Source organism: Psychrobacter sp. NC44, assembly GCF_904846655.1.
Taxonomy (GTDB): Bacteria; Pseudomonadota; Gammaproteobacteria; order Pseudomonadales; family Moraxellaceae; genus Psychrobacter.
Map to the genome: position 1 here is coordinate 1 of NZ_CAJHBN010000007.1, position 26,071 is coordinate 26,071.

At 43.0% G+C, this 26,071-nt stretch carries 19 protein-coding genes; 9 read left to right on the top strand and 10 right to left on the bottom strand.

All coding sequences use genetic code 11. The features are described from left to right. Nucleotides 1-203: 203 nt before the first annotated feature. A complete protein-coding gene (locus JMX95_RS06745; RefSeq protein WP_201560395.1) occupies nt 204-1,574 on the top strand; it encodes a DUF3732 domain-containing protein in 1,371 nt (456 codons plus the stop codon). Between the two features lie 531 nt (nt 1,575-2,105). Here JMX95_RS06745 and JMX95_RS06750 read toward each other — a convergent pair. Then, complete coding sequence (locus tag JMX95_RS06750) at nt 2,106-2,939, bottom strand: hypothetical protein (RefSeq protein ID WP_109590476.1); 834 nt, start codon at nt 2,937-2,939, stop codon at nt 2,106-2,108. A 245-nt stretch (nt 2,940-3,184) separates the two neighbouring features. On the opposite strand from JMX95_RS06750, the gene JMX95_RS06755 reads away from it, so the two are divergent. Continuing rightward, the gene (locus tag JMX95_RS06755) at nt 3,185-4,351 is read left to right on the top strand and encodes a MalY/PatB family protein (protein ID WP_109590478.1); all 1,167 of its coding nucleotides are present in this window, start codon (nt 3,185-3,187) and stop codon (nt 4,349-4,351) included. 2 nt (nt 4,352-4,353) lie between these two features. Here JMX95_RS06755 and JMX95_RS06760 read toward each other — a convergent pair whose 3' ends face one another. From JMX95_RS06760 to JMX95_RS06770, 3 genes are all read right to left on the bottom strand, one after another. After that, nucleotides 4,354-5,922 carry an FGGY-family carbohydrate kinase gene (locus tag JMX95_RS06760; RefSeq protein ID WP_109590481.1) on the bottom strand — a complete coding sequence of 523 codons (1,569 nt, stop codon included), beginning with the start codon at nt 5,920-5,922 and terminating at the stop codon, nt 4,354-4,356. Between the two features lie 161 nt (nt 5,923-6,083). Continuing rightward, nucleotides 6,084-7,751 carry a glycerol-3-phosphate dehydrogenase/oxidase gene (locus tag JMX95_RS06765; protein WP_109590483.1) on the bottom strand — a complete coding sequence of 556 codons (1,668 nt, stop codon included), beginning with the start codon at nt 7,749-7,751 and terminating at the stop codon, nt 6,084-6,086. A gap of 80 nt (nt 7,752-7,831) precedes the next feature. After that, nucleotides 7,832-9,589 carry an FAD-binding oxidoreductase gene (locus JMX95_RS06770; RefSeq protein ID WP_201560396.1) on the bottom strand — a complete coding sequence of 586 codons (1,758 nt, stop codon included), beginning with the start codon at nt 9,587-9,589 and terminating at the stop codon, nt 7,832-7,834. A gap of 557 nt (nt 9,590-10,146) precedes the next feature. Between JMX95_RS06770 and guaA the strand changes: the two genes are divergently transcribed. The 3 genes from guaA to JMX95_RS13680 all read left to right on the top strand — a co-directional run bounded on the left by guaA (nt 10,147) and on the right by JMX95_RS13680 (nt 13,657). After that, nucleotides 10,147-11,742: a glutamine-hydrolyzing GMP synthase gene (guaA, locus tag JMX95_RS06775; protein WP_109590487.1), complete on the top strand. Its 1,596-nt coding sequence runs from the start codon at nt 10,147-10,149 to the stop codon at nt 11,740-11,742. Nucleotides 11,743-12,112: 370 nt separating this feature from the next. Next, complete coding sequence (locus JMX95_RS06780; RefSeq protein ID WP_109590489.1) at nt 12,113-12,799, top strand: zinc ribbon domain-containing protein; 687 nt, start codon at nt 12,113-12,115, stop codon at nt 12,797-12,799. A 42-nt stretch (nt 12,800-12,841) separates the two neighbouring features. Further along, entirely contained in the window at nt 12,842-13,657 is an 816-nt protein-coding gene (locus JMX95_RS13680; RefSeq protein ID WP_146192883.1) for a hypothetical protein, read from the top strand. A gap of 213 nt (nt 13,658-13,870) precedes the next feature. Here the strand turns inward: JMX95_RS13680 and JMX95_RS06795 are convergent, their stop codons facing one another. From JMX95_RS06795 to JMX95_RS06820, 6 genes are all read right to left on the bottom strand, one after another. Continuing rightward, nucleotides 13,871-14,740: an HNH endonuclease gene (locus JMX95_RS06795; protein WP_201560397.1), complete on the bottom strand. Its 870-nt coding sequence runs from the start codon at nt 14,738-14,740 to the stop codon at nt 13,871-13,873. Between the two features lie 227 nt (nt 14,741-14,967). Then, a complete protein-coding gene (locus JMX95_RS06800; RefSeq protein ID WP_109590495.1) occupies nt 14,968-15,972 on the bottom strand; it encodes a YhdH/YhfP family quinone oxidoreductase in 1,005 nt (334 codons plus the stop codon). A gap of 73 nt (nt 15,973-16,045) precedes the next feature. Beyond that, entirely contained in the window at nt 16,046-17,023 is a 978-nt protein-coding gene (locus tag JMX95_RS06805; RefSeq protein ID WP_109590497.1) for a zinc-binding dehydrogenase, read from the bottom strand. Between the two features lie 155 nt (nt 17,024-17,178). Further along, nucleotides 17,179-17,859, bottom strand: a complete 681-nt coding sequence (locus tag JMX95_RS06810) for a GDYXXLXY domain-containing protein (RefSeq protein WP_109590499.1) — start codon at nt 17,857-17,859, stop codon at nt 17,179-17,181. Next, complete coding sequence (locus tag JMX95_RS06815; protein WP_109590501.1) at nt 17,856-19,064, bottom strand: DUF4401 domain-containing protein; 1,209 nt, start codon at nt 19,062-19,064, stop codon at nt 17,856-17,858. The genes JMX95_RS06810 and JMX95_RS06815 overlap by 4 nt, the downstream gene beginning before the upstream one ends. Continuing rightward, nucleotides 19,057-20,109 (bottom strand): DUF2157 domain-containing protein, encoded by a 1,053-nt coding sequence (locus JMX95_RS06820; protein WP_201560398.1) that lies wholly within the window; start codon nt 20,107-20,109, stop codon nt 19,057-19,059. Before JMX95_RS06820 ends, JMX95_RS06815 begins: the two co-directional genes overlap by 8 nt. Before the next feature lie 857 nt (nt 20,110-20,966). Here JMX95_RS06820 and JMX95_RS06825 point away from each other — a divergent pair. The 4 genes from JMX95_RS06825 (at nt 20,967) to oppD (ending at nt 26,070) form a co-directional block, all read left to right on the top strand. Then, nucleotides 20,967-22,634: an ABC transporter substrate-binding protein gene (locus JMX95_RS06825; RefSeq protein ID WP_227675998.1), complete on the top strand. Its 1,668-nt coding sequence runs from the start codon at nt 20,967-20,969 to the stop codon at nt 22,632-22,634. Between the two features lie 301 nt (nt 22,635-22,935). Further along, nucleotides 22,936-23,856: an oligopeptide ABC transporter permease OppB gene (oppB, locus tag JMX95_RS06830; protein WP_109590505.1), complete on the top strand. Its 921-nt coding sequence runs from the start codon at nt 22,936-22,938 to the stop codon at nt 23,854-23,856. A gap of 90 nt (nt 23,857-23,946) precedes the next feature. Next, nucleotides 23,947-24,852, top strand: coding sequence for an oligopeptide ABC transporter permease OppC (gene oppC / locus JMX95_RS06835; protein ID WP_060490135.1), 906 nt, complete (start codon nt 23,947-23,949; stop codon nt 24,850-24,852). Between the two features lie 147 nt (nt 24,853-24,999). Further along, on the top strand, nt 25,000-26,070 hold the full coding sequence (gene oppD / locus JMX95_RS06840; protein ID WP_109590744.1) for an oligopeptide ABC transporter ATP-binding protein OppD: 1,071 nt from the start codon (nt 25,000-25,002) through the stop codon (nt 26,068-26,070). The last annotated feature ends 1 nt before the right edge of the window (nt 26,071 follow it).

Sequence of the window (26,071 nt, forward strand, 5' to 3'; positions counted from 1 at the left end):
CTGAATAGGTCATTTGTTATTCTGCCATTTCGCTTGTTTTAAAACGATTGTATCTTATTTAAAAAGAACTGACTATATCTAATTTAATTAGAGAAAAAAAAGCAATTGAAAGACTGATAACGAAAAATGAATCGGAAGAGTCTATACGTATAGCTAGAATAAAATCAATTTTAGATGTCTATTTTGCAACTACAAACACTCCTTTGTTTCTGGAGCAGAAGGCAACCGCTGAATATATATATCAAAATCATAAGCGTTATTTAAGGTTCATAGCTGACAAAAATTTCAATACAAATAATGATACTGTTACTGATGGAACTAACGATAACTCATTAGTAGATTTCAATACTCTTTTAGATAGTAGAGTTGATTTGGAAGCTAAAAAAAGAACTCTTCTACACAAAGCTTTAGATGTTGAACGAACAATTAACTATACAGAAACAGTATTTATACCGTCAGCAAGTAAATCTAGTGACGCATTTAGTTCAACAATCTATTCTAATTCACAATGTTACTTTTGCAGCCATGATAATAATAACAATTACAAAACAGCTAACAAATTGAATAATGCTCTAGTTTGGCTTAATACTGAATTATCAAAGACGAATTATCAAATTGATTCATTTAGACATACTAAAGCTGAGTTAGACTCAGAAATTAAAGAAATTGATGGCAAGCTCAAGAAAGTGAAAAAAGAAATAGCTGAAATTAGATCTATCGAAGAGAAGTTGAAAAACAAAGAAGATCTTGATAATCAAGCTAGTAGATACGTAGGTAGATTAGAGGAGTATTTGGAAAGTCTTGATAGTTTGAGTGATCTTAATGATAAAAATTATGACAATATTATCAAAGATATAGAAGACATTGAATCTCAATTAAAAGAAGAGTTTAACGTAGATAGTAAAATAAGAACAGCTGAAACGTATATCAATAAGCAAATGAATAAGATAGGCGAAAAATTCGACTTTGAAGAAGATTATAAACCTATCAACTTAAAGTTCTCGTTATCAAACTTTGATCTTTACTACAAGACAGACGATGATAAGAAAATATACTTACGCTCTATGGGTAGTGGCGCGAATTGGCTATATAGCCATCTTTCATTATTTCTAGCATTGCATAGATACTTTTGTAAGATAGGCGATAAATCAGTTATACCTCCTATTTTATTTATTGATCAACCTACTCAAGTATATTTTCCCACAAATATAGAGGACAACTCAAACGAGTTTGATGCTCAAGATCTTGTTGAAAAAAGGGGTAAGCCTGAAAGTCTTGATGCTGATATGAAATCTGTAAAAAATATTTTCGAGCAGTTGGTACAGTTTTGTAAAGATACTAAAGATTTAACAGGTATAGAACCGCAAATTATTATCACTGATCATGCTGATGGACTAACTTTAGATAATGTTACTTTCGATGATTTAGTTGTAGCAAGATGGCGAGATCGTGGATTTATTTATCCTTTACCTAATGAGAGTGTTAATATTAAATCTGACGATATCAGTAAAGAACAGATGCCCATTGGTATCAAAGGTGAACAGCTTAATCTTCTAGACCCACCTACTAGTTGAAAGTTATATAAGTTCTAATTTCTATTTGACCTTCGCTACAAAGGCGCGTTTTAGCCCTGACATGAGAGCCGTAAAAAATTGCACCGCAATTTTATGCTTGCAAGAAAAACTCTCTTAAATGAGAGTTTCTTAAGGCTATCCTGCTGGAATAGGCGTGTTGCGAAGGCTAGGTTTTGGGGCAGTATCGTGACCAAACAGGAATGACCCAAACCGTAGCCACAGAAAATCATAGATTTTCTCTTGCGTCAGGTCAGGGCGAAGCAGTACTTCGCTTGATCCATCCTCACACCTAGATAAGCAGATAATAGCGAATGGCAGGATTGGCTCCCCTTATTACTGCAACGGTTTCACCTTCTAATCCGCAAATTCTAAACTATTCCCAAACCATCTAAAGCCCCACTCTAAACCCCTAAACCTAGTACCGTAATCTCAAATAGCAAAAACCCTGCCATGGCGAGGTCTCATTATTTTATCGAGTATAACTGGTGATAACTGCACCAGCGTTAGTAGTTTGGCACTAATTGACTACTATTATTTAGCTGATTTTTTATAGTAATCAACCATCATCGTACCTAGCGTACCGTTGTCATCGATAGTGACGATTCTAACTGTACCTGACTGAGACGCAGTACTAGACTGCACTTGTCCAGCACTACCTAAGACGATTTGGTTGTTTTTAGCCGCCATTGCTCCGTTACCGATAGCGATGCTATTCATGCCGCCAGCCATAGATTTATTGCCTAGCGCTACCGAGTTTGCACCTTGTGCGGCTGCCGCTTCACCAACTGCGGTAGAGCGTACACCACTAGCATCGGCTATATGACCAAAGGCTTGCGCGCGTTCGGCAGTGGCTTTTGATTGCCAACCGATAGACGTTGAGCCTAAACCTGCGGCATTGGCTTCCCCGCCAACAGCCGTTGCTGAATTCATGCCCGCATTGGCTTTGTTGCCGACAGCGACCGTGTCATTACTGCCGCCAGCCATCGCGGCTTCACCAACAGCCGTAGCGCGTACACCACTCGCGTTGGCTAGATGACCAAACGCTTGCGCGCGTTCAGCGGTAGCTTTTGATTGCCAGCCGATAGAGGTTGAGCCTAAACCTGCAGCGTTGGCTTGACCGCCGACAGCGGTTGCTGAGTTCAGACCTGCATTGGCCATATTACCGATAGCAACCGTGTCGTTAGTGCCGCTAGACATAGCACTATTGCCTAAAGTAATAGCAGTACTGTTCGTAGTGGTTTGGGTATTTGAAACTTGAGAGTCAGCACCTGTTGCCATAGCAGTGCATGCAGAAGTTGCGGCAATGGCGAGAGTAAGGGAACTGATTTTGAGTGCTAATTTTGATAGGGAATCCATTTTCATCATGCTAAGTCCTTTTAGACAAGCCATCTTGGCTTAGTAGGGGGTTTGGGTAAAAGCTGATAGATCACAATCCTTGCAATATGAACATACTCTGGCCTAAATAACTTGATCATATGTAGAGTCCACAACATTAATGTAACACTAATTTTTAACCATTATTCAAATAATGATAGCATTATATTTTCAAAGGTCATTTAAGCCGACGAATGAACAGTTATAATATAAAACTACCGTAAAGGAGAGCATTGGTGCTGTACAACTTTGATGAAATAATAGACAGACGTGATACGGGGTCGTTTAAATGGCATTATACCGATGACACCATTCCGCTGTGGGTCGCGGATATGGACTTTAAGACTGCCCAGCCTATTTTAGCGGCGATTGAGCAAGTAACGCAGCATGGCATATTGGGTTACACCGTGCCGACCGAGCCGTTGTATCAAGCGATTATCGACTGGCATGGCAGTCGTTATGACTTGTGGCTGGAGCAGCAGGATATCCTGTTTTCTCCGGGTGTCGTGCCAAGTTTGGTGCTGATGATGAAAGTATTTACCGAGGCAGGGGATGCGGTACTCATCAATGATCCTATCTATACGCCTTTTATGAGCAAGGTTTTGGACAATAATCGTAAGCTTGTGACTTCTGCATTAAAAGAGGTTGAAGGTAAGTATCATCTGGATTTAGCTGATATCGAAGCCAAAATTATCAAGCATAAAGTTAAGCTATATTTATTCTGCAATCCGCATAATCCGGGCGGACGTGTATGGACAGCGGATGAACTTGAAGCGCTGCTTTCGATTTGTAAAAAGCACGATGTGGCAATTGTGAGTGATGAGATTCATCAAGATTTAACCTTGAGTGGGCAGACATTTACGCCTTTTTTAACCCTAGCAACAGGCTATGAGCACAAGGTGGTGAGCCTAACCTCGATGACCAAAACCTTTAATATTGCCGGTATCAAAGGCTCTATGATCTTTGCTAAAGACAGCGCATTAATGAGTAAAATTAACCAGCAGCAGCGTTTAAGTGACGAGCATGAGCTGAACTTATTTGCTTATATGGCGATGCGCAGTGCTTATGAGCAAGGTGGTGAGTGGTTGGCGCAGGCGCTGACCTATATTGAAGCCAATATTGAATTAACCATTAGCTTTTTAGAAGAGCATTTACCTAAAATTAAGGTGATGCGTCCAGAAGCTTCGTATTTGATTTGGCTAGATTGCTCGGCATATGCGCAAGACGATCAAATGCTCTATGACGCGCTTAGAGAGGCCAAAGTTGAGCTTAGCGCGGGGATTAAATACGGTAATAAAGGGCATCTAAAAATGCGCCTTAATATAGCGTGCCCTAAAGCGCTGCTTATAGAAGGGCTAAACCGTATGCATACTGCATTAAATAGCGATGCTGTTAAACAGTAATATCATTTAGCAGGATAACCAGTAATGTCCTGAATACTTTGATATAAGGGTTTTAGACGCTCATACATTTTGAGATAAACCTCATTATAAAGACGTTTGTAGAGCTGGACGTTGGCGTCAATAGGTAAGAACTCATCGCCCAAATGGGTCATCGCCTGAGTTGCGGTTGAATGGTCAGGATAAACGCCAAGCCCTACTGCACAATTGATAGCAGCGCCTAAGCCTGAGGCTTCATAAGTATGCGGTCGATAAGCGGGCATGCCAAAGATATCTGCCGTCAGCTGCATGGCAGAGTCACTTTGAGAGCCGCCACCAGCGACACGCAAGTGTTTGATGGGTTTGCCTATACGCTTCTCAATAGTATCGAAGCCAAGCTTTAGCTCATAAGCCAGCCCTTCTAATATAGCTCGATAAACATGCGCTCGCGTGTGTACGTCGCCAAATCCAATAAGCGCACCTTTGCCCTCAAGTCCCGGATGACGAACACCAGGTGACCAGTATGGCTGCATCATTAATCCCATACAGCCTGCTGGAATGTCTTTCACCGCTTGATCGAGGAGTTTTTCGGTATCGATGCCTTGGGTCTTTGCTAACTGCTCTTCATAGTGGGCAAATTGCTCTTTAAACCAACTGACCATCCAAAAGCCGCGATAAATCATGTACTCATGATTGTAGTAATTTGGCGCGGCGGCGGTGTAGGCGGGCATATGTTTAAGTATCTCGACATAATTGCTCGAAGTGTTATTAATTGTCGCAGTAGTGCCAAAACTTAAACAGGCGGTGTCTGCTGCGAGACCCGCTGCGCCTAGTGCTTCGCAGGCTTTGTCACTAGCAGCAGCGATCATCGGCGTGCCTTCCAGAATACCAGTAGCGGCGGCAGCTTGAGCGCTGATATGACCAAGTGGCTGTCCCGGTGGAACAATTATAGGCATTTGCTCAGGTCGGCAGCTAAATAAGCGCCATTTGATATCTTTCGGTTTCATCCACGTTTGCGCTTTATAATCATAAGGCAAATAGCCAACCGAATGGCCTGTCGAATCGGCGAGTTCGCCGGTGAGCTGGTAGGTGAGGTATGCGGAGAGGTTGACATAGTGTGCAGTCTTTTTCCAAATCTCAGGCTCATGATGAGCAAGCCAGTTACAGCGGGCTTTTTGCTGCGCCTCTTGTACCAGCTCGCCCATACCGATGACTTTGGTGAGTGGACCTAGAAAGCCTATGTCATTGGTTTCGCCGCGACGCAAATCCATCCAGACGATAGCTGGGCGTAACGGTTGTTTATCCTTGTCCAAACATATCATGGTATAGCGCTGGGTGGCGAGGCTGACGCCGGCAATTTGCTCGGGCGTAATATCGCAGTTTTGCCACAATTGCTGACAGGCTTCGCTTAATTTTTTCCAATAGTAGTCGGCATGCTGCTCCGCAAAATTTGGCTGCGTTGAAAAATACGGCTCGATAATGACGCGGGCTTTGGCAATCTCGCTACCGAATTGATCGAAGATAAGCGCTCTGACGCTTTGGGTGCCATTGTCGATAGCTAAGAAATAAATAGGGGCATCAAGGTTGTTGGTCATAGTCATCCTTAACTATGTAGAAATAGATATATAGCTCAATAAAAATACAATGATTATAGTGTGCTACTGGGGTAAGTTTTCCGCAGCCTCTGTCTGCGTAGGCACAGCAAGCAAGGAAAACTTATACCAGTAGCATTTGCTATTAATATAATAAAAAAGTGCTAAGCCGCAGGCAAATGGTAGTAGCGTTGCCATAAATCTTGATAACGTTCAACTTCTTTCTGCCACTTTTGCTCATCCCAGCCGAGCTCTTGCTGACATATTTGCTTAATCCGATTACTGATAAGCGGCGACATAGCACCATCAGGTAGTATCAAACCTAAGCGTGTACGTCGCAGTAGTAAATCATCCAAGTGAATGACTTGCTCATAATGGGCGGCAAAGCGAATCTCTGCCCAAATGGTGTTGCTGTCAGTCACATAAGCCAAATCATCATCATGTGCTAACTCTAATAAGGCATCAAGCTGTAGACCATAAAATCCTTGTAAGCGTTGTTGTAGGGGTTTTGGTAAGGTGGTAAATTTAGGATTGGTTGGCGGTTGATTACTAAAGACTTCAGTATTTAATGAGCCAAGCTCTTTGCTATCTGCTTCATTAAATGCCAGTACTTGTTGACAAGTTTTTAGCACATCAAGGGCGATTAGGCGAAAGGTGGTTAGCTTGCCGCCACTAACAGTGACCAAATTATTATCCAACCAGACGCTATGGTCGCGTTTCTCTTTACTTGGGCTGACGCGCTTACCATCACCGCCATCAGAAATCAGTGGACGCACGCCTGCCCATGAGCTGATGACATCCTTGCGGCTAATGTCTACATTATCAAAGAGATTATTGGTCGCTGCCAATAGGTAATCCACCTCTTCATTAGTGATACCGACTTCGTTATCGTCTAATGGCGGATGATCCAAATCGGTAGTACCAAGGACGGTACGGTTTTCCCATGGAAAGACAAAGACGGCTCTTTTGTCGATAGGGTGCAAAAAAGTATAGGCTTGTTTGATTGGTAGGCGCTCTTGGCTGACCACCAGATGGCTACCACGTGACGGGCGAATTTGCTTGTGAAAGCTTTGCTCAGTTTGTTTGCTAGCTTGCATCCGTAAGGTATCCGCCCAAGCACCCGTAGCACTGACCACTACTTTGGCATAAACGTCGTAACTTTTACCGTTGTCTTCAGAAGAAGTATCTTTTAGAGTAGCACCCGTCACCAAGCCTTGCTCATTGGTAATCAACGATTCTGCTTTTAGGTAATTAATAGCCTGCGCGCCATCATTAATCGCCTCATCAAGTACCCGCATCACAAGGCGTGAGTCATCGGTCACTGCATCGCTAAATTGACTGGCACCCAAAAATTTTTCTTGCTTGATGTGCGGATTAAGCTGTAAAAAAGCGTCTTTTTTAACGTATTTAGAGTAGCGCTTGCCCGCCAACCCATCGTAGATACGTAGCAAGGTATTGAATATCCATGGCGGTGGAAACTTACCTTTATAATGCGGCATGACGTAATGCATCTCGTTGACAAGACCACTTGCTTCGCTTAGCATGCGCTCGCGTTCACGGACGCTCAGCAAAGTGGTTTTATAGTCACCTGAGGCAATGTAGCGCAGCCCGCCATGTACCATTTTGCTAGAGCGGCTGGACGTGCCCCAAGCAAAGTCTTTTTGCTCAATGAGTAACACCGCCAAGCCGCGCCTTGCTGCCTCGCGAGCAATCCCAGCGCCTGTGATACCGCCACCGATGATGAGTATATCCCATGGTACTACTTGAGACGAGCGACGAGATAAAGGCGCTAATGCTTGCTGGCGTTGCTGATGTTGATTGGCTTGGTTCATAAACGATTCATCTTAATTTATACTCAAATTAATTAGTGACTCAGTGTTTCTAAGCCATCTAGTCGGGCTGTAGCTGCCTTTTAGTCTTCGATTAAAACACCCGGATTCATACGCTGTTCAGGGTCCAAGCTTTTGAGCATATCGCTAGTTACTTGTAGACCGAGCTTGCCTTTTTCGGCAGCAAGATAGGGGGCGTGATCGCGGCCGATGCCATGTTGATGCGATATCGTCGCTGTGCCATTGGCTAGACTTGAACTGGCAGCATGTTTGATTTTTTGCCAGCGGCTTAACGTGCTGGCGTGATCTTTGGCTGCTCTAAAGAAGTAAGTGGTATAGAGGCTAGCACCTTGCTTATAGACATGTGAGATATGAGTGAAAGCCATGACGTTTTCGTCTTCGTCTGCCAGAGCGTTTTTCACCGCTTCTTGCATCTGCTGCATCTGCTCGTCGATATGATTCCAGTTGGTGGCGGTCTCAAAGGTATCGACCATGATGCCTTTTTCCCACAGCGTCCCACGCAAATAAGGGAATTTAAAGCGTCCATGTGCCCAGACACTACCCATGATATCGGTTATTTTACCCGTAACACTACCGTGCTGTTTTAATAGCTTATTAAATTGCGTCAGTGCCAATTTATTCTGTGCTTTATCCCCTGAGACGCCATAAGTGAGCATGACTTTTTTTGAGCTCAGTCCACGTGCTTTTAGATAAGTGCTAATGGCCATAAACTGGCTGGGCGTCGTACCCAAATGTAGATGCGCGTCAGTCTCGACCGCATTACTTAGGCGTAGCATTGATAATTGAATATTTTTTTGAACCGCTTGTCTAAGCACTTCTTTACCCGCTGCCCAGTTCGGTAAAAAAGCAACTTTAAATAGCTCTTCTTCGGGTTGTGGTTGTACCCGCATTTTGACTGTCGTAAAAATACCAGCGCGGCCTTCGGTGCCCATCATCATCTCACGCAGATCAGGTCCTGCCGCTGACGCTGGGAAATCAGCTATATTGAGTACCCCTTGCGGTGTCACAAGCGTTCCACCAGCAAACATCTGTTCGATGCGTCCGTAACCTAAAGATTGCTGACCACTAGAGCGCGCTGCAATCCAGCCGCCCAGTGTCGATAGCTCCCAAGACTGAGGATAATGTCCCAAGCGGTAGCCGTGTGCGTCTAGTTGCGCCTCGACTGCTGGCCCTTGTGTACCTGCGCCAAAGGTAGCAATTTGGCTCTCACTGTCTAAGTCAATCAGCTGATCCATCTTGCTCATAGCGATGGTCAATATGGGGCGTGAACCCTTTTGCGGATTGATATGACCCGCGACTGAAGTGCCACCGCCAAAAGGAATGACAATAAGATCATGCTCGCTTGCAAGCTTCAATAATGCTTCGACATCAGCGGTCGATTCAGGAAAAGCGACCCCATCAGGAAAGACTTCAAAGTCGCCACCATGCATGGCTATCCAGTCTGGAAAACTTTGCCCACGAGCATGTCTAAGTCTTACTTCGTTGTCGACAGATACAGTATCAAGCTCAGTCATAGCAACAGGCAAGCGCGATTTGGGGACGGTTTTAAGTACTTGCTGTAAGCTCACTGATGATAGTTTTTTGGTTTTACCAATATGTGATTTGATCAGTTTCGCCCCATGCGCTGAGACTTTTTTATTAATATTGATATTGCCCCAACCATTCCAGCGCGTTTGCTCGATTGGAGTATTTACCGTATGACCCTTTGAGGCGGCGTCTATACTGGTGTTATTGGTGTTTTGGTTATCAGAATTGACTGAAATAGCTTTAGACGGGTCAGATTTAGGGCGTTTTCGGATAAGGGCTTTGATTTTGCTCATAGGGACATACCTGTCAATTTATTATGATTATCTGTGACTATAATAAGTAACTGTTTTCTGTACATTAGTCAACAACGATTGGTGTGCTGTTCCGACTTGCTAATTCTTTATTCTCTACCAAAACCATCAGTCTATGCGCTAAGTAATGCTAAATAACACCAATAAACCCTGATATATAAAAGTACCAATGCGGTGAGACTAAGCTAGAGAAAATTTCAGATGAAGTCCATGTGTTGCGGAATAATATAGATTAATCATAGGCGACACTGATGTAAGCTTCTCTGTAGTATGCTATGTAAAAAAGCATATCAGCTGCTTTACGAGACCAATAAACCGCTTTTTGATTTTGCTCATTATTCTATAACGCCTTATTATGATTTCTTATGGATGGAGGAATATAAATGAAATCATTATAAAAATGAAATAAAGTACGGGAATATACTGGTCTAATGAGATAGTTATATGTCAGTTGGTAGATTAGCGTATTTTTATAACCAATAGACTGCTCAAACTTGTTAAAATAGCGCACCAATTTATTTATTGATGGACACTACGTTATGACAACTGCTGCCAACGTTCCTACTATTAAAGAAGATCGCATCTTAATTCTCGATTTTGGCTCACAGTACAGCCAGCTTATCGCCCGCCGTGTCCGTGATTCTGGGGTGTTTTGTGAGATGTTCCCTTATGATATCGACACCCAGCGCATTACCGATTTTGGTGCAAAAGGCGTTATCTTATCTGGTGGTCCTGAGAGCGTCCATGCGGAAAACAGCCCACGCATCAATGATGCCGTATTCGACTTAGGCGTACCTGTACTTGGTATCTGCTACGGTATGCAAGCGATGGCAGAGCGCTTCGGCGGACAAGTTCATGCCAGTGATATCCATGAATTTGGCGCAGCAACCATCAATATCGATGGCAAATCAACGCTGACTGATGGTATCGAAGACGCAGCAGCGAAGCTAAATGTGTGGATGAGTCATGGCGATAAAGTGGTCGATGCCCCACAAGGCTTCGATATCGTCGCTAGTACGCCAAGCTGCCCGATTGCGATTATGGCAGATGATTCGCGTCACTATTACGGTCTTCAGTTCCACCCTGAAGTCACACATACCGCGCAAGGTTCTGCACTGCTAGGACGTTTCGTCCATGAAATATGTGGCTGCGCGGGTAGCTGGACGCCTGATAACATCATCGATATGCGTATTGAGCAACTGAAAAAGCAAATCGGTGATAAGCAAGTATTACTTGGTCTTTCAGGTGGTGTGGACAGTTCAGTCGTCGCAGCATTATTGCATAAAGCCATTGGCGATCAATTAACCTGTGTGTTTGTTGATACTGGTCTTTTGCGTCTGCACGAAGGCGACCAAGTGATGCAAATCTTCGCTGAAAACATGGGCGTAAAAGTGATTCGTGTTGATGCTGAAGAGTTATTCTTGACGGCATTGGCTGGCGAGTCTGATCCGGAAGCCAAACGTAAAATCATCGGTAAAACCTTTATCGATGTATTCGCTAATAGTGCTCGTGAAGTCAGTGAGCAAAGCGATGGTAAAGTCATCGAATTCTTGGCGCAAGGTACGATTTATCCAGACGTGATTGAATCAGCGAAGTCGCATCAAGGTAAAGCCCACGTGATTAAGAGTCACCATAATGTAGGCGGTTTGCCAGATGATTTGGCATTTGAGTTGGTTGAGCCATTACGCGATTTGTTTAAAGATGAAGTGCGTAAATTGGGTATTACCCTTGGTCTACCAGCGAAGATGATTAACCGTCATCCGTTCCCAGGACCGGGTTTGGGCGTGCGTATCTTGGGCGAAGTGACCAAAGAATTCGCTGATATCTTGCGTGCTGCTGATGCTATCTTTATGGAAGAGCTTGAGCGTTCAGGCTGGTATGAGAAGACCGCGCAAGCATTTGCGGTATTCCAACCGATCAAATCAGTTGGCGTGGTCGGTGATGGTCGCCGCTATGCGTGGGTGATTGCGCTACGTGCGGTTGAGACCGTAGACTTTATGACCGCGCGCTTTGCGCATCTGCCGTATGATTTGATTGAGACGGTATCGAATCGCATTATGAATGAAATCGCTGAAGTTTCACGCGTGACTTATGATGTGTCGAGCAAGCCACCTGCGACGATTGAGTGGGAATAAACCGTTTAAGTATTCTAAACGGTAACGGTGTTAACCTAGCTAGATATACAAACACGTACTATCTGCGCTCGGTTGCCTTGTTACCATTTTAGACTACGTAAACTTATCTAAATAGCTTTTCAACTCAAATTTTTTGAATTGATATACGACTAATCGATAATTAGATTAGTTCAATATAGCGATAAAAAAGCACTCAACTTGGTTGGGTGTTTTTTTTGGTTAAAACAAACAGGCAACTAAGAATCCTCTAATTTTTCATTGAACATTTGTCTTTATTATCTATAATATAGCCAACTTTAATTGGCTATTATTTATTAAAGTCGAGATAATCCTATCAATCGTTCAGTATTTAGTAAAATTAAGGGATAAGATGTTTTGTAATAACTGTAATCAAGAAAATTCAAGCGAGGCGGGATTTTGTTCAAAATGTGGGCATCAGCTCTCTGACGTCCAAGCACAAATACCGCCACCATTAACGGCAGTTAATATTTCTAAAGATGCGCAAATCCCGCAAAACCATCCAGCTTCCAGCGCTGAACATACCGATACTTTATTGGCAGCTTTCGTTGGTAAAAAGTATGATGATTTTTATCGTGATAAATGGTTTAAGGACAGCGAGCCACGCTTAGAGGTTAATAATGATGGCTCTAGTATACACAGTTTTAATTTGGCTGGACTTCTCCTGGGAACGTCTTGGTTGTGCTATCGTAAAATGTATCTAGCCGCTTTTTTTATTGTACTTGGCATTAATGCAGTTGATTTAGTCTTAATGCATCTGCTCGGTATGGAGGCGTATAGCTCTATAGGTCAAACCAGCTTTTTTGTCGCATGGGCAGTACTGACAGGACTTTTAGGTAATTATTTTTACTTTAGTCACAGCGTCAAAAATATAAAAAAAGTCATGAGTAATACAGCTGACCCAGCGACGGTCGAACAGGAGTTAGCGGCAAAGGGTGGTACGTCATGGGTTGGCGCCATTGTGGGTAGCATATTATCAGTATTGCTATCTATGGGTATGTCCTATTTGTTTGCGCCTGAGTGGTATTGGTTGGTGTAGTGCGTCTAATAAATAAGGTTAATCTAAGGAGGCGAGACAAAAGTGATGGAACCACTAAAACAAGCATATGATTTGGAACTCACGGATAAAGATCATGGGCAAGGTTGGGCTTTTGGTCGCCCAGTCGGCATCACCACGGATCAATGGCCGCGAAGCAGGATTAACGGTCTACCGATGGCGCACTTATGGACGATATTAGTGCCTGAAGCGTATCGCGTAAAAGGGAAAGATCTCGTGGCAATATCGCTTTTTCAAGCGGATGATCATGTTGAAGATAGGGTAGACGGTGTTGAAGATATGATTACTAATCTCACTGAGGTGAATCATACAGACGCTGAGAATTTTTGGGCGTCACTGAGTCGCTATGCTAACCATCGTCACCCTCAAGAAATCTATCTGAAAGATATGATTGGTGGTGGCTGGACATTGATTTGGCTAACGGAAGCAGAGTTTTCTGGTGAGTCCACGCCGCTGCCTAATAAAGAAGATGGTATATATCCAGACTATGAGATTGAAGAATGGGGTAGCACCTGCTTTGTTAAAGATGAATCTGCTCAGTTTATTAAGCACGTTGTCCGAATAGATGATCCTAACGTTGGCAAGATGCTTGATGAGTGGCCAGATGAAGATGATGGAAATGCCTATATTCCGATGTTCTCTGAAAAAGGTGAGATGTTAAAGCTTGATAGGTTTCATGCAAAAAGTCATTTTGGTGGTACGGCCAATCCCATTCAAGCGATACCAGAATTTAGTCCTTTTTATATTGAGTTTGAAGAAACGCTTGGCGATGCCAATATGGGTGGTGGTAATGGGCAAATTGATTTGCTGAATAATGAATTTGATTGGGCGTGTGGTTAACTGTTGATAATGTAGAAGTGATTTATGATGTGTCCAGCAAGCCGCCTGCGACGATTGAGTGGGAATAAACCTCTACTTAGTCTTTAGCTGAAAACAAAAAAACACTCAACTTGGTTGGGTGTTTTTTTATATTAATTATACGTTTAGGGATGAATGATTGTATAGTTACTATTGGGACGCTGAAAGGCAAAAAAGCCATCTTAATAGAAAGATTTATCGTCTTTTAAAATTTACTTTTATAACATTAGAGTCTTCAGTCTCTGTCACTAATCCCTTTCGCTTCCAAATAGGATTTTGTTTCCATAAAATCCCACTATTTTCGATAACAACACCGCCACCACAGTTTGAAACTAAAGAACCAGACATCTGAATACCACCTAATTGGGATTTAGAAGATGTAAGCTCTATATTTGTACCTGCGATTGTCATTTCGACTTCTACAGCAGTTATTGGAAATAGTATATCTTTAAAGATATCTGTTTTATATTTCTTCTTAGCTTGTTCAAGTGATTCAAGCTCAATAAATCTTAAGTATAAAAAGTCGCCGTTAGTATATTTAATTTCCAGTTCTTTGCCTTGAGGAGGGCTGCGCAAGTCTAAAGGTGAACCTACATTCTCCCATGAACTATCTTTAATAATTAATCTTTCTTCAGACTCTAAACTTAGCATATTTATGTTCAACCGAAGATAGCCTTCTTTATCACGCTTCAAAGATACTAAGTCAATATCATCAATTGTTATAATTCGAAGAGTTTCATAGTAGAAGTTACCTCCTACTACAGCTAATAAATTTTTGCGTAACCAATCTAGGTTACCTTTCACTAATGCAGCATTGGTTTTATCTGTTTTCAATGTATGTAGTTGTTCAACTGTATATGCACCACCATCTGCTTTTTTATGATGCTGAGCGCACAGTGCTATCATACCTTTTGGCTCATTATGAGGTTTTATATTCACTGGCGGGTCAAAGTGGTGGTATTCAAGGTAAGGGTTGCCACATCCTTTTATTGGGCAACCAAACCCAACTTCAGATCGAAGTACTTCTTTGACAGCTTTAGGAATAGATTTTCTTCCTGATATCATTTCATGACTCCAGACCTAATTTTTGTGAGAATATGTTCAACTGAGTAGAGAAAGTTTATTAAGCCAGCTTTTTAGTAAGTTAAATTTACATTATTTTTGATACAGCTTTTGAGATACCATACACTTTATTACTATATCGTTTGAACATATCTTTTGAAACCTAAAAAAGGCAGTACCTCAAAAGAGATGCTGCCTTTTTTATAATATTTGACTGCTAAGCTAAAAAACTAACCCCGCACATTCACCACATAACGCCCAACCACCTTGCTCGACATAAAGCGATCCAAGTATTCTGGCGTTTGCTCTAGCGAAATCTCTTCGCCATAGCTCTCAAGATTAGGCAGTTTCATATCGGTGGCGACACGCTGCCAAATAGCTTCTTTGTCTGCCAGTGGAATATACACCGAATCGATACCCAATAATGACACCGCACGGGTGATAAAAGGTATCACCGACATCGAAAACTCAGCGCCGCTGGCTAAACCACAACTGGTCACTGCACCACCAGATTTAGTTTGCTTTAGCAGATTGGGTAAGTAGTCGCCGCCAATGGTATCAATGGCATTTGCCCACAGCTCACGACCGATAGGCTTGTTACCAATTTCATTGATGGTATCGCGATGACGCACTTCGCTCGCGCCCAATGCTTTCAAATGCTCGCTTTGCTCTGGCTTACCTGAGAAGGCAATCACCTCATAACCCAGCTGACTCAAAATAGCGATACTGATCGTACCGACGCCGCCTGTTGCACCAGTTACCGCGACTGGACCATCACTGGGTTTTGCACCCATTTTTTCTAGTTTTTGGATACTGAGTGCTGCGGTTAAGCCGCCCGTACCGTAAGTCATTGCTTCTTTTAACGTCAGCGTTTTTGGGCAGGGCAATGCCCAATCGGCAGGTATAGAGATCATCTGACCCAGACCGCCATCTGTATCCATGCCGAGATCATAGCCAAATACCAATACTTCTTGCCCTGCGGTAAACGTGTCTGATTTGTCGTTGACAACAACGCCTGCTGCATCAATACCAGGGGTATGCGGATATTGTCTGGTGATTCTTTTATTACCTGATGCCGACATGGCATCTTTGAAATTTAACGAGGAATAATGCACTTCTATCAACAAGTCATTTTCTGGCAAGTCACTGACGTTGCGTTCTTGAATACTTTTGCTAAAGGTGCCGTCGGTATTTTCTTCGACGACTAAGGCTTTAAAGGTTTTATTATTAGACATCATATTATTCCTAGTGAGGTTGTTTGGTGTGTGTCTTCATTTGCAAGTACATAGGTGTATGTAAGGCAATAATTTATGCTTTTAACAACACCTTACCATTCTTACTTGCCTGCAATTTGCCATCGACGGCCTTGACGATATCTGCCAAATCAAACGTCGCTTCAACGGGCAGTTTTAAATTGCCATCGTTAGCACGTTCGATTAGCTCATCAATCAATCGCTGTTTGTTTTCAACGCTCATTTCTTGACTAATTTTGCTGCCCCAAAAGCCTTTGATCGTCGCTTGTTTAAAAATAATATGGGTTGGATCTAGTACCATTGGTTTGCCTGACATGATGCCAAACGATGCCAATGTGCCCCCATGACCCAGTAACGCCAGCAGATCATTACTTGAGTCACCACCGATAGAATCAACCGCGGCACTGATTTTCTCATCACCAAGGATGTCTTTTACTTGGTCTTTCCAGTCGTCATCTGAGGTGTTGATATTATGCTTGATACCCAGTGCTTCTAATTCCTTGATAGCATCGCCACTTCTCACGACATTAAGGGTGTTAATACCACGCGCGGCGGCTAGCATGGCGAGCGATTTCCCTACCGCGCCATTGGCAGCATTATGGATCACCCACTGACCGCTTGTTAGTTCTAAAAACTCAATCAGCATCAGCGCGCTGAGTGGCATCGCAATGAGCTGCGCCGCCATTTCGTCCTCTAAGCTATCAGGCATGACGAATACCATGTCTTTTGAGGCGACAAAATACTCTGCCCATGTCGCTTGTACGCTAGCTGCCGCCACGCGCTGACCCACTTTTAAGTCTTTGACATCCTGACCGACGGCATCGATAATGCCGACCGCTTCGCTACCACCAACCGCTGGCAGCTCAGGTTTAAAGCCATATTGACCTCGAATGGTTAATAAATCATGGTTGTGGATAGAGGCGAGTACCATTTTGACTCGGACTTCATTGGCTTTTGGTTCAGGAATAGGCGTGTCACCTAAACTGAGGACGTCAGATGGTTTACCGAAGGTACTATAAGTTGCGCTACGCATAATCATTGCCTTTATTTATTTTTAGGTTGTGAGCAACAGTAACAAGTTTGTCTCAGTACCCTCAATGTTACTTTAGTTAAGGAATGTTATGCGTTGCACGTATCGCGTATAGTAAAGCATAAGTAGTAATGCATAATAAGTCACAGCGTGAACGTCTACTGAGAGGCTTTATCCTCTTGGCTCATGTCGCCGACGATGACTGTAAAATCACTGTCTACCATATTCGTGAGTAATGGCTCGCCTTTGTCATTGACGCGAAACAGACCATATTCAGCCTCTTCAAACGCCTCAGCATGACCTTCTTGAAAGAAGAACGCATTGGTCGCCAATTGCACACTGCCGTTACGAATACGGTAATAAATGGGCAGCTCACTTTTAGTTAACTCTTCACGACTATTACTATCAGCTAAGCGGACAAAATGCCCCACATTATTATCATCGATTTTCACAATGACATAACCGTCGCTTGGCTCATAAATACGAAAATCTGTATCAAGCTCGTCTAATTCTACATCTAGTTCTGAGCCTAATTCGTCTTGTGTTGAATGAGGGTGCTTTGGTCGCATGGCATCAAAAATATCGCGCTCTAGCGCATAGCTTAACGTCATATAATCGCCTTGCATAAAACCACGTGGATCAACGGGTGCAAGTGCTAATAATACCGTTTTTCCAGTGGTGAGATGGGTTTCGTATTTGATGATATTCATCGTCATTACGACCAATATCAAGGCTAACCCAAGTAGGGCAATCGTAATCGTAACGGCTCGTTTTTTTAGCCAATGCGTGGATGGTGACGTGTCATCAATCAAGCGCTTAGTCAAAATTTTATTTTTCATGAGTGGCGCTCCTGACGATCGTTGGCGCTCATTGTCAAATCAGTATCGTTGATAAGGGAGTTAGCGAAATAGCGTTTAATCAATAGCCAACGCCCCATCAGCATGGTCAGTCCGACGATTAGCATTGAGAGAGATTTGATTAGCAACGAAGTATCGAGCTGATAGTAATACCAAAATATATAGCTGACCAAGGCGGTGATACCCAAACCTAATAGCACTCGTTGGCTATTGGCGATCGCAATGACGATGATAAGGCTGGTCGCGAGCAGTCCTGAGACGTAAATCGATATTATCCCAAGCAATGCAATCGCACCACCAATGAAGAGTCCCGCTGCCGATAGTAATTTAACGTCGTAACGTTTTAGAATCAGATAAGCGGCATAAAGGCTGGTAAGTGTAAGCAGTACTTGCGCGAAATAGTAATTGTAGCGAAAAGTGTCGCCATAATAAGAGGCAAGACTATGGCTATGTTCAGCGGCGATAAAGTACACAGAAACGCACAACAGCATCAGCGCGCTGGCGTAACCAATGGCTTTAATAATATCGAAAACATCCGCGCGCCATTTACTAGGTATACGCTGCAATAGAGAATAACGTGATAAGTTGCTGCCAGTCGTAATCAGCGCCAATAATCCCAAGCTAACCTCAGGTAGATGATAATAGTTAAGCAGATAAACCGTCAAACCTAGCGTCATTATGCTGCCCAATAGGCGATAGATACGGTTGGGCATAATGACCGTCATAACGGCTTGCACGATTAAAAAAAGCCAAACATCTATAGGATGTGACAAATTATTATCAAATAAAGCAAAGGCAATGTAGGCTTGCCCAGCCGAGCTAATAGCCAATGCTAGGCTACTGATAAAGGTATTATCACGGCTTTGCTTGTTTCTAAACAGCACAAAACCTGCCGCGCTGAGTACTAGACCTGTAATTAACAAGGCAATCACGCTGTCAAAGCCATCGATGCCGAACAATAATAAAGACAGAAAGGCGATTAGAAACAGACTCGCTACAATACCGCTAAGACCAAAAAGTATTTGTATAAACCAAGGAATATCGTTTTGAGAGTGATTATTCGCTATCGTTGCCTTAGCGCTGGTCTCACCAGTACGGGCATCAATCACATTTCCATCAATCAATCCAAGCTGTTGCAGCTGTAAAAGGACATTGTCCGAGTATTGATTATTCATATCATTACTCATAATTGCCTCCTTTGACGACAGCACTGGGTATATTGTTTTCGCTGTTTAAACGTGCCGCATGACGCAGCCAAACGACCGCCGCTGAACTCATGCCAATCAATAATAGGGCTAAGATGAGAAAACCACCCATATCAAAATTGTCTAAAAACAACTTACCCGCCCAAAACATCACCACGACAATGATAGAGCCACATAAATAGGTCAGCATTAATAGATTGATGCGATACCAATAAAATCGCCAAACCATAAATCCGCACCAGCTCATCCATAGCAATAAAGTGATTAGCATCATTACAATATTGGCGTCATCAAAGACATAAAGAATGGCAAGGTAGGTAATAAAATAGCTGTTGAGTAAACCGACGACATAAGCGCTCCAATCCAGCTCAGATTTAAATCGGCTGCGTGTGACTGATGGTGGTTGACGGTCGATAAACACGAGCCACAAGTTTAGCGCCACAAAATTAACAGCGGCAAGCACGCCTATTTGTAAGACACCTTCATAAAAATAACTAACAAAGGCAAAGTCCATAACGCCGAAATATAAGATGAGTCCAGTATTGACGAGCCCAAGCCATAATAACCATAGCGCAGGGAAGCGGGCGATGATTACCCAAGGAATAATCAATACGGCCCAGCCAAAAAACAGCTGCCACGTATCAGCACCCGTTTGATAAACCTGCCCAAATAGCGCCAATAAGCTACCCGTAATCACGCTGGCAATGAGCAATAATAACTGCCGAACCAGCTGAAATTTCTGTCTAAAAGACAGTGCAACGTAAAGGGCAACCGTGATAACCAAGGCCCCTTCGACCAAAGCGAACTTGCCCATTTTGCCCATATTTATCCAGTTATAGGCAATAAAAAACACCAGCGATAATACCAGCGCTATCGCCCCGATAATCAGCATGGCTTTATCAAAAAAGACCAGCCATGAGCGTTTGCTAGGATAGACTTGCAAATGAATCGCTGCATCGTTGGCATGCGTCAATGGCAGTATGCCTTGCTTGAGTAAATGCTCGATAGTACGCCGTGGTTGGCTCATAGCGTCCTCTAAATAAAAAGATGATGTTGCTTATCTTAGCTTTTTTGTGAGAGGTGGGTGTACTAAAGTTTATAGTTTTTTACTCAATAAAACTCAATACGACTGAGCAAATGCTCTTGGATGAGATAGGCGCAAATATAAGCGCTCGGCCACGCGACTACAAAATCAAAATTTCATCAAGAGATCAGCGTTATTAGTTTTATAAAAAGGAATTAATAGTGATATTGGTAGGTATTCATTCTAAATTTAGTGATTTTTATCATGATCTTACTCAGCTTTTACAAAAATAAGTAATTGCAAAAATCAAAAAATTGCACGATTTTAAGTAGCGAATAAATCTGATTTTGAGTGTCGAAAATATAACACTATTATTCATCAGCATCGGCTTAAAAAATCTATCAAATGATTAGTTATTAACAATAGTCTTATAAATAAAATTCATCATATCTACTAGGGTTTTATTGCTTGATAGCATTGATTTCATTAACTTGACAGTGATAATTAGTGATTTAGAAACGGAGGTTAGTAGTAATAAGACAGGTTTCGAATGAACGGTAGTATATTGCTGATGAAAGGTAATAAATAGCTATAAAAGTTACTCAATTAATAGTAGTTACATCTAAGTTTTGGTCGTCGAAACTGCTTTGACTGCAACCTTATTTTGCTTGTTAGTATCGGGGAGGAATTAAAACTTATTGACATTTGTATCGTTTTTAATTACTAATAGTTGTCTACAATATGACCAATAGTTAGTTAAAATATTGTTAATAAACATAGTCAATATACGGATATATTAACTCGAATCACTACTATTTAGTTGATCCGCCTAGCCACTGACCAGCAAGGATAGCTATTATATGATGCGCACTCCTAATCACTTTTTGTCCTCTATATTTTTGCCTACCTCTCTTGCGCTCGCCATGTCTATGACTGGCTGTAGTAGCGATAAGTCTGGCACTGACAGCCAAGCAGCTGCCGTTGATCCTAATGTACTGGCTGATACTCAAGCGCTCGTCGTCAATAATGGTACTGAACCTGAATCACTTGATCCACACAAAGTATCGGGTGTACCAGAATCTACCCTTGGCCGCCAGATGTTAGAAGGTTTAACCAATACGGATGCCGAAGGTAAGACCATTCCAGCAATGGCAACCAGTTGGGAAAGCGAAGACAATAAAGTATGGACCTTTAAGCTGCGCGATGCTAAATGGTCAAATGATGATCCAGTAACGGCAGAGGATTTTGTCTACAGTATGCGCCGCTTGGTCGATCCAAATACTGCGTCGCCGTATTCAAGCTATTTGGTCGATGCCAAAGTAGTCGGCGCTGATAAAATCGTTGATGGTAAGGCTGGCATTGAAACCCTTGGCGTAAAGGCTATCGATGATAAAACTTTGCAAATTACGTTATCAGAGCCCGTGCCTTATTTCCCAGATATGTTGATTCATAATTCAGTCAAGCCCGTTCATAAAAAGACCGTTGAAGCCTTTGGTGATAAGTGGACAGCTCCTGAGAACATCGTGGTTAACGGTCCTTACAAGCCTACCCAGTGGCAAATTAACGACAAAATCGTTTTAACGCGCAACGCTTCTTATTATGACGATGCCAATACGACTATCGATACCGTCACTTTCCTGCCGATTCCTTCTAGTACGACTGACGTCGCACGCTATCAGGCGGGTGAAATCGATGTGACCTACAATGAGATTCCAACCGAGCAGTTCGCTTCGCTTAAAGAGCAAGTGGGCGATCAGCTAACCGTATCTCCTTATCTTTGTACTTATTATTACGAGTTTAATACGGTCAAGCCACCGTTCAACGATCCCAACGTACGCCGCGCTTTAGCCTTAGCTTTGGACCGCGACACCATTGCGGATAAAGTTATCGGTCAAGGACAGACGGCCGCTTATCAGTTGACACCCCCTGCCACCAATGGCGATATTGCAAATAGTCCAGAATGGTCGACTTGGGATCAAGAAAAGCGGGTTACTGAGGCCAAAAAACTGCTCACTGAAGCAGGCTATAGCGATAGCAATCCGCTGACTTTTGAGCTGCTATACAACACCAATGACAATCATAAAAAGACTGCGGTCGCAGCTACTTCATTATGGAAGCAAGCGCTCGGCTTCGTCGATGTGACTTTGACCAATAAAGAATGGAAAACTTATTTAGATACCCGCCGTAATGGTAATTATCAAATCGCGCGTGCTGGCTGGTGTGGTGATTATAACGAAGCGTCAGCTTTCTTAAATATTGCTAAATCTGACAATAGTGGCAACTACGGTAAATACAATAACGCTAATTTTGACAGTTTAATGGCGCAAACGCTGAAAGCTGGCGTTAGCCCTGAGCAGCGTGCCAATCTATACAAGCAAGCTGAAGCTCAGCTCGATCAAGATATGGGTTTACTTAACATTTATCATTACGTCAGCCCGCGTCTAGTAAAACCTTATGTCATTGGGTTTCCAACTAAGGATATATTAGACAATTGGCAGGTAAAAAATCTCTCAATTGCTAAGCACTAATCGTTTGACTGATCGCTGAATAATTCTATCGATTGAATGTCTGAGGGCGGTAAAAGCAGCTGGTTTCATTTATCGCTCTTATCAAGTAACGCTGATAGCGTCATTAGTTTCATTTTTCACAGCCACTCTTATTAGGCGTGTTAAATGAAACTTTTGTTATTTATAAACGACGATTATCGATCGTTTATTTAAAACCAAGTCATTGAATATTGCTAGTTGAGTGATAACTGGGCGTTAGGTTTGTGCTAGTTATCTCATTTTAATTTAGCTGAAAAATAAGCATCATTATAAAAGAGGCATTATGCTAAAACTGATTTTTCGGCGTATCTTAGAGGCCATTCCGACCTTATTTGTATTGATCACGGTCTCCTTTTTTATGATGCGTTTGGCGCCAGGCAGTCCGTTTACGGGTGAGCGTAGCTTGCCACCTGCGGTACTGGCAAATATCGAGGCCAAATACAATCTTAACGATCCTATGTGGCTACAGTATGTTAATTATCTAAAGCAGCTAGCGGTAGGCGACTTTGGACCGTCTTTTAAGTATAAAGATTATACGGTTAACGAGCTATTGTCGCAGTCGTTTCCTGTCTCTATGGAGTTGGGTCTGTACGCTTTTATATTGGCATTGGTCTTAGGACTTATCTTCGGTGTTATCGCAGCCCTTAAGCAAAACTCATGGATAGACTACGTACTGATGGCCTTTGCTATGACAGGCGTTGTGATTCCAAGCTTCGTTAAAGCGCCATTATTAGTGCTGATTTTTGCCATTATTTTGCAATGGCTACCAGCTGGTGGCTGGAATGACGGGGCACTCAAAAACCTTGTATTACCAGTCGCCGCTTTAGCGCTCGCTTATGTTGCGAGTATTGCTCGTATCATGCGCGGCTCGATGATCGAGGTGATGAATAGCCAGTATATCCGAACGGCTAAGGCGAAAGGTTTGCCGATGCACCAAATAGTGATGAGGCATGCGCTGAGACCCGCACTACTACCCGTTATCTCTTATTTGGGCCCAGCCTTTGTCGGTATTATTACAGGCTCTATTGTGATTGAGACTATCTTTGGTTTACCTGGTATCGGACAGTTATTCATTAACGGCGCACTCAATCGTGATTATGGGGTAGTGCTTAGTTTGACCATTTTAGTCGGGGTATTGACCATTGCCTTTAATGCTATCGTCGATATTTTATACGCGGTAATTGATCCAAAGATTCAGTATTAAGGCGACCATTTAAGCGCATTATCATTCCAATACGGTTTGATAGGTATCATTCATTATTATTATGCTAAATAGATTATTAAAAGGACGACTATGAGCCTTACCGCAGACCAGACAACTGACCTAGCAGAAATAGGGGCTCAGGAAATCAAAGGCCGCAGCCTTTTGCAAGATGCTAAGCGCCGTTTTTATCGCAACAAGGCCGCCGTAGCCAGTCTTTTTATCTTGCTACTCGTGGCTGCTTTCGTCATCTTTGTACCGATGTTAGCACCTTTTGGTTATGCCGAAACCGACTGGAACTTTATGCAGTCCGCGCCAGCCATCGATAATAAGCACTACTTCGGTACTGATTCACTCGGTCGTGATTTGTTAGTGCGAACCGCAGTAGGTGGTCGTATCTCCTTGATGGTAGGCGTCGCCGGCGCTACGGTTGCAGTGATTTTCGGTACGATATACGGTGCAACGTCAGGCTATCTTGGTGGCAAAGTCGATACCGTGATGATGCGTGTATTAGAGATTTTAAGCGCCTTCCCCTTTATGTTTTTTGTGATTTTATTAGTCACTATCTTTGGTCGTAACCTTATCTTAATCTTTGTGGCGATTGGACTGGTATCGTGGCTGGATGTTGCGCGTATCGTTCGCGGGCAAACGCTAAGCCTGAAGAGTAAAGAGTTTATCGAAGCTGCGCACGTAGGCGGCGTATCAGGCTTTAATATTATCTTACGCCACATCGTGCCCAATGTACTCGGGGTGGTGGTGGTTTATGCCTCTTTATTAGTGCCAACGATGATTTTGTTTGAGTCATTTTTAAGCTTTTTGGGACTTGGTGTTCAAGAGCCGATGACCAGTTGGGGGGCGCTGTTGCAAGAAGGCTCAAAAACCATGCAGGTAGCACCTTGGCAGATTCTGATTCCTTCAGCTTTTTTGGTCATTACTTTATTTTGCTTTAACTTTATTGGCGACGGTCTGCGTGATGCGTTTGACCCTAAAGACCGCTAAGAGGGTGACATCATGAAAAACCAAAGCATGAAGGATAAAAGCATGGAGGGTAAAAGTATGGAAGATAGAAACATAGCCACTCAAAAGATTCATAACGCCGCCAACGCGCCTAGTGCTCCTGAGAAAATAGAGTCTACTACCTTTAAGATGGGTACTGGTTCAGCGCTCGATAAGCCACCTAACGCAGAAAACACCTTGTTAGCAGTCAAAGATTTATCGGTACAGTTCACGACCGAAGAGGGTCTGGTAACGGCAGTTAATGGCTTAAATTTTAACCTACATGAAGGCGAAACCTTAGGTATTGTTGGTGAGTCCGGTTCAGGTAAGTCGCAGACAGCGTTTGCTATTATGGGGCTACTGGCAAATAACGGTTATGCCAAAGGTTCGGTACGCTTTGAGAGTAATGAGCTACTAGGATTGTCACAAAAAGCACTAAATAAAATTCGCGCCGAGCAGATCGCGATGATCTTTCAAGATCCGATGACCTCATTAAATCCTTATATGAAGATAGGCGACCAGCTCGCTGAAGTATTGATTTTACATAAAGGCATGAGTAAAAAAGACGCTTGGGCCGAATCCATACGAATGCTAGACGCGGTTAAGATTCCAGAAGCCAAAAACCGTATTGGCATGTATCCGCATGAGTTCTCTGGTGGTATGCGTCAGCGGGTCATGATTGCGATGGCATTATTATGTCGCCCTAAGCTGTTGATTGCTGATGAGCCGACCACCGCGCTCGACGTTACTGTTCAGGCACAGATTATGGTTCTATTAAACGAGCTAAAACGCGACTTTGGCACAACCATTATTATGATTACCCATGATTTGGGGGTTGTGGCGGGTATCTGTGATCGAGTACTAGTGATGTATGCTGGGCGTACCATGGCGTATGGAGAGACTGAAGAGATTTTTTATGCCCCAAGTCATCCATATACTATTGGATTACTAAAAGCGATTCCGCGTTTAAATAACGATATGGGCAAGCTTGAAACCATTCCAGGTAGTCCACCAAATTTATTAGATTTGCCAGCAGGCTGCCCTTTTTATGAGCGTTGTTCTCATGCGATGGAGATCTGCTGTGATACACCGCCACCGCTGGAATTTCTACCGAACGAGCGTCAACGCGCTTGTCACTGGCACCCTGAAACACCCGTTGATCACTCACTAGATAGCTCAGCAGATATCGATGCCAATAATCAATCAGGGATGGAGGGCTAGC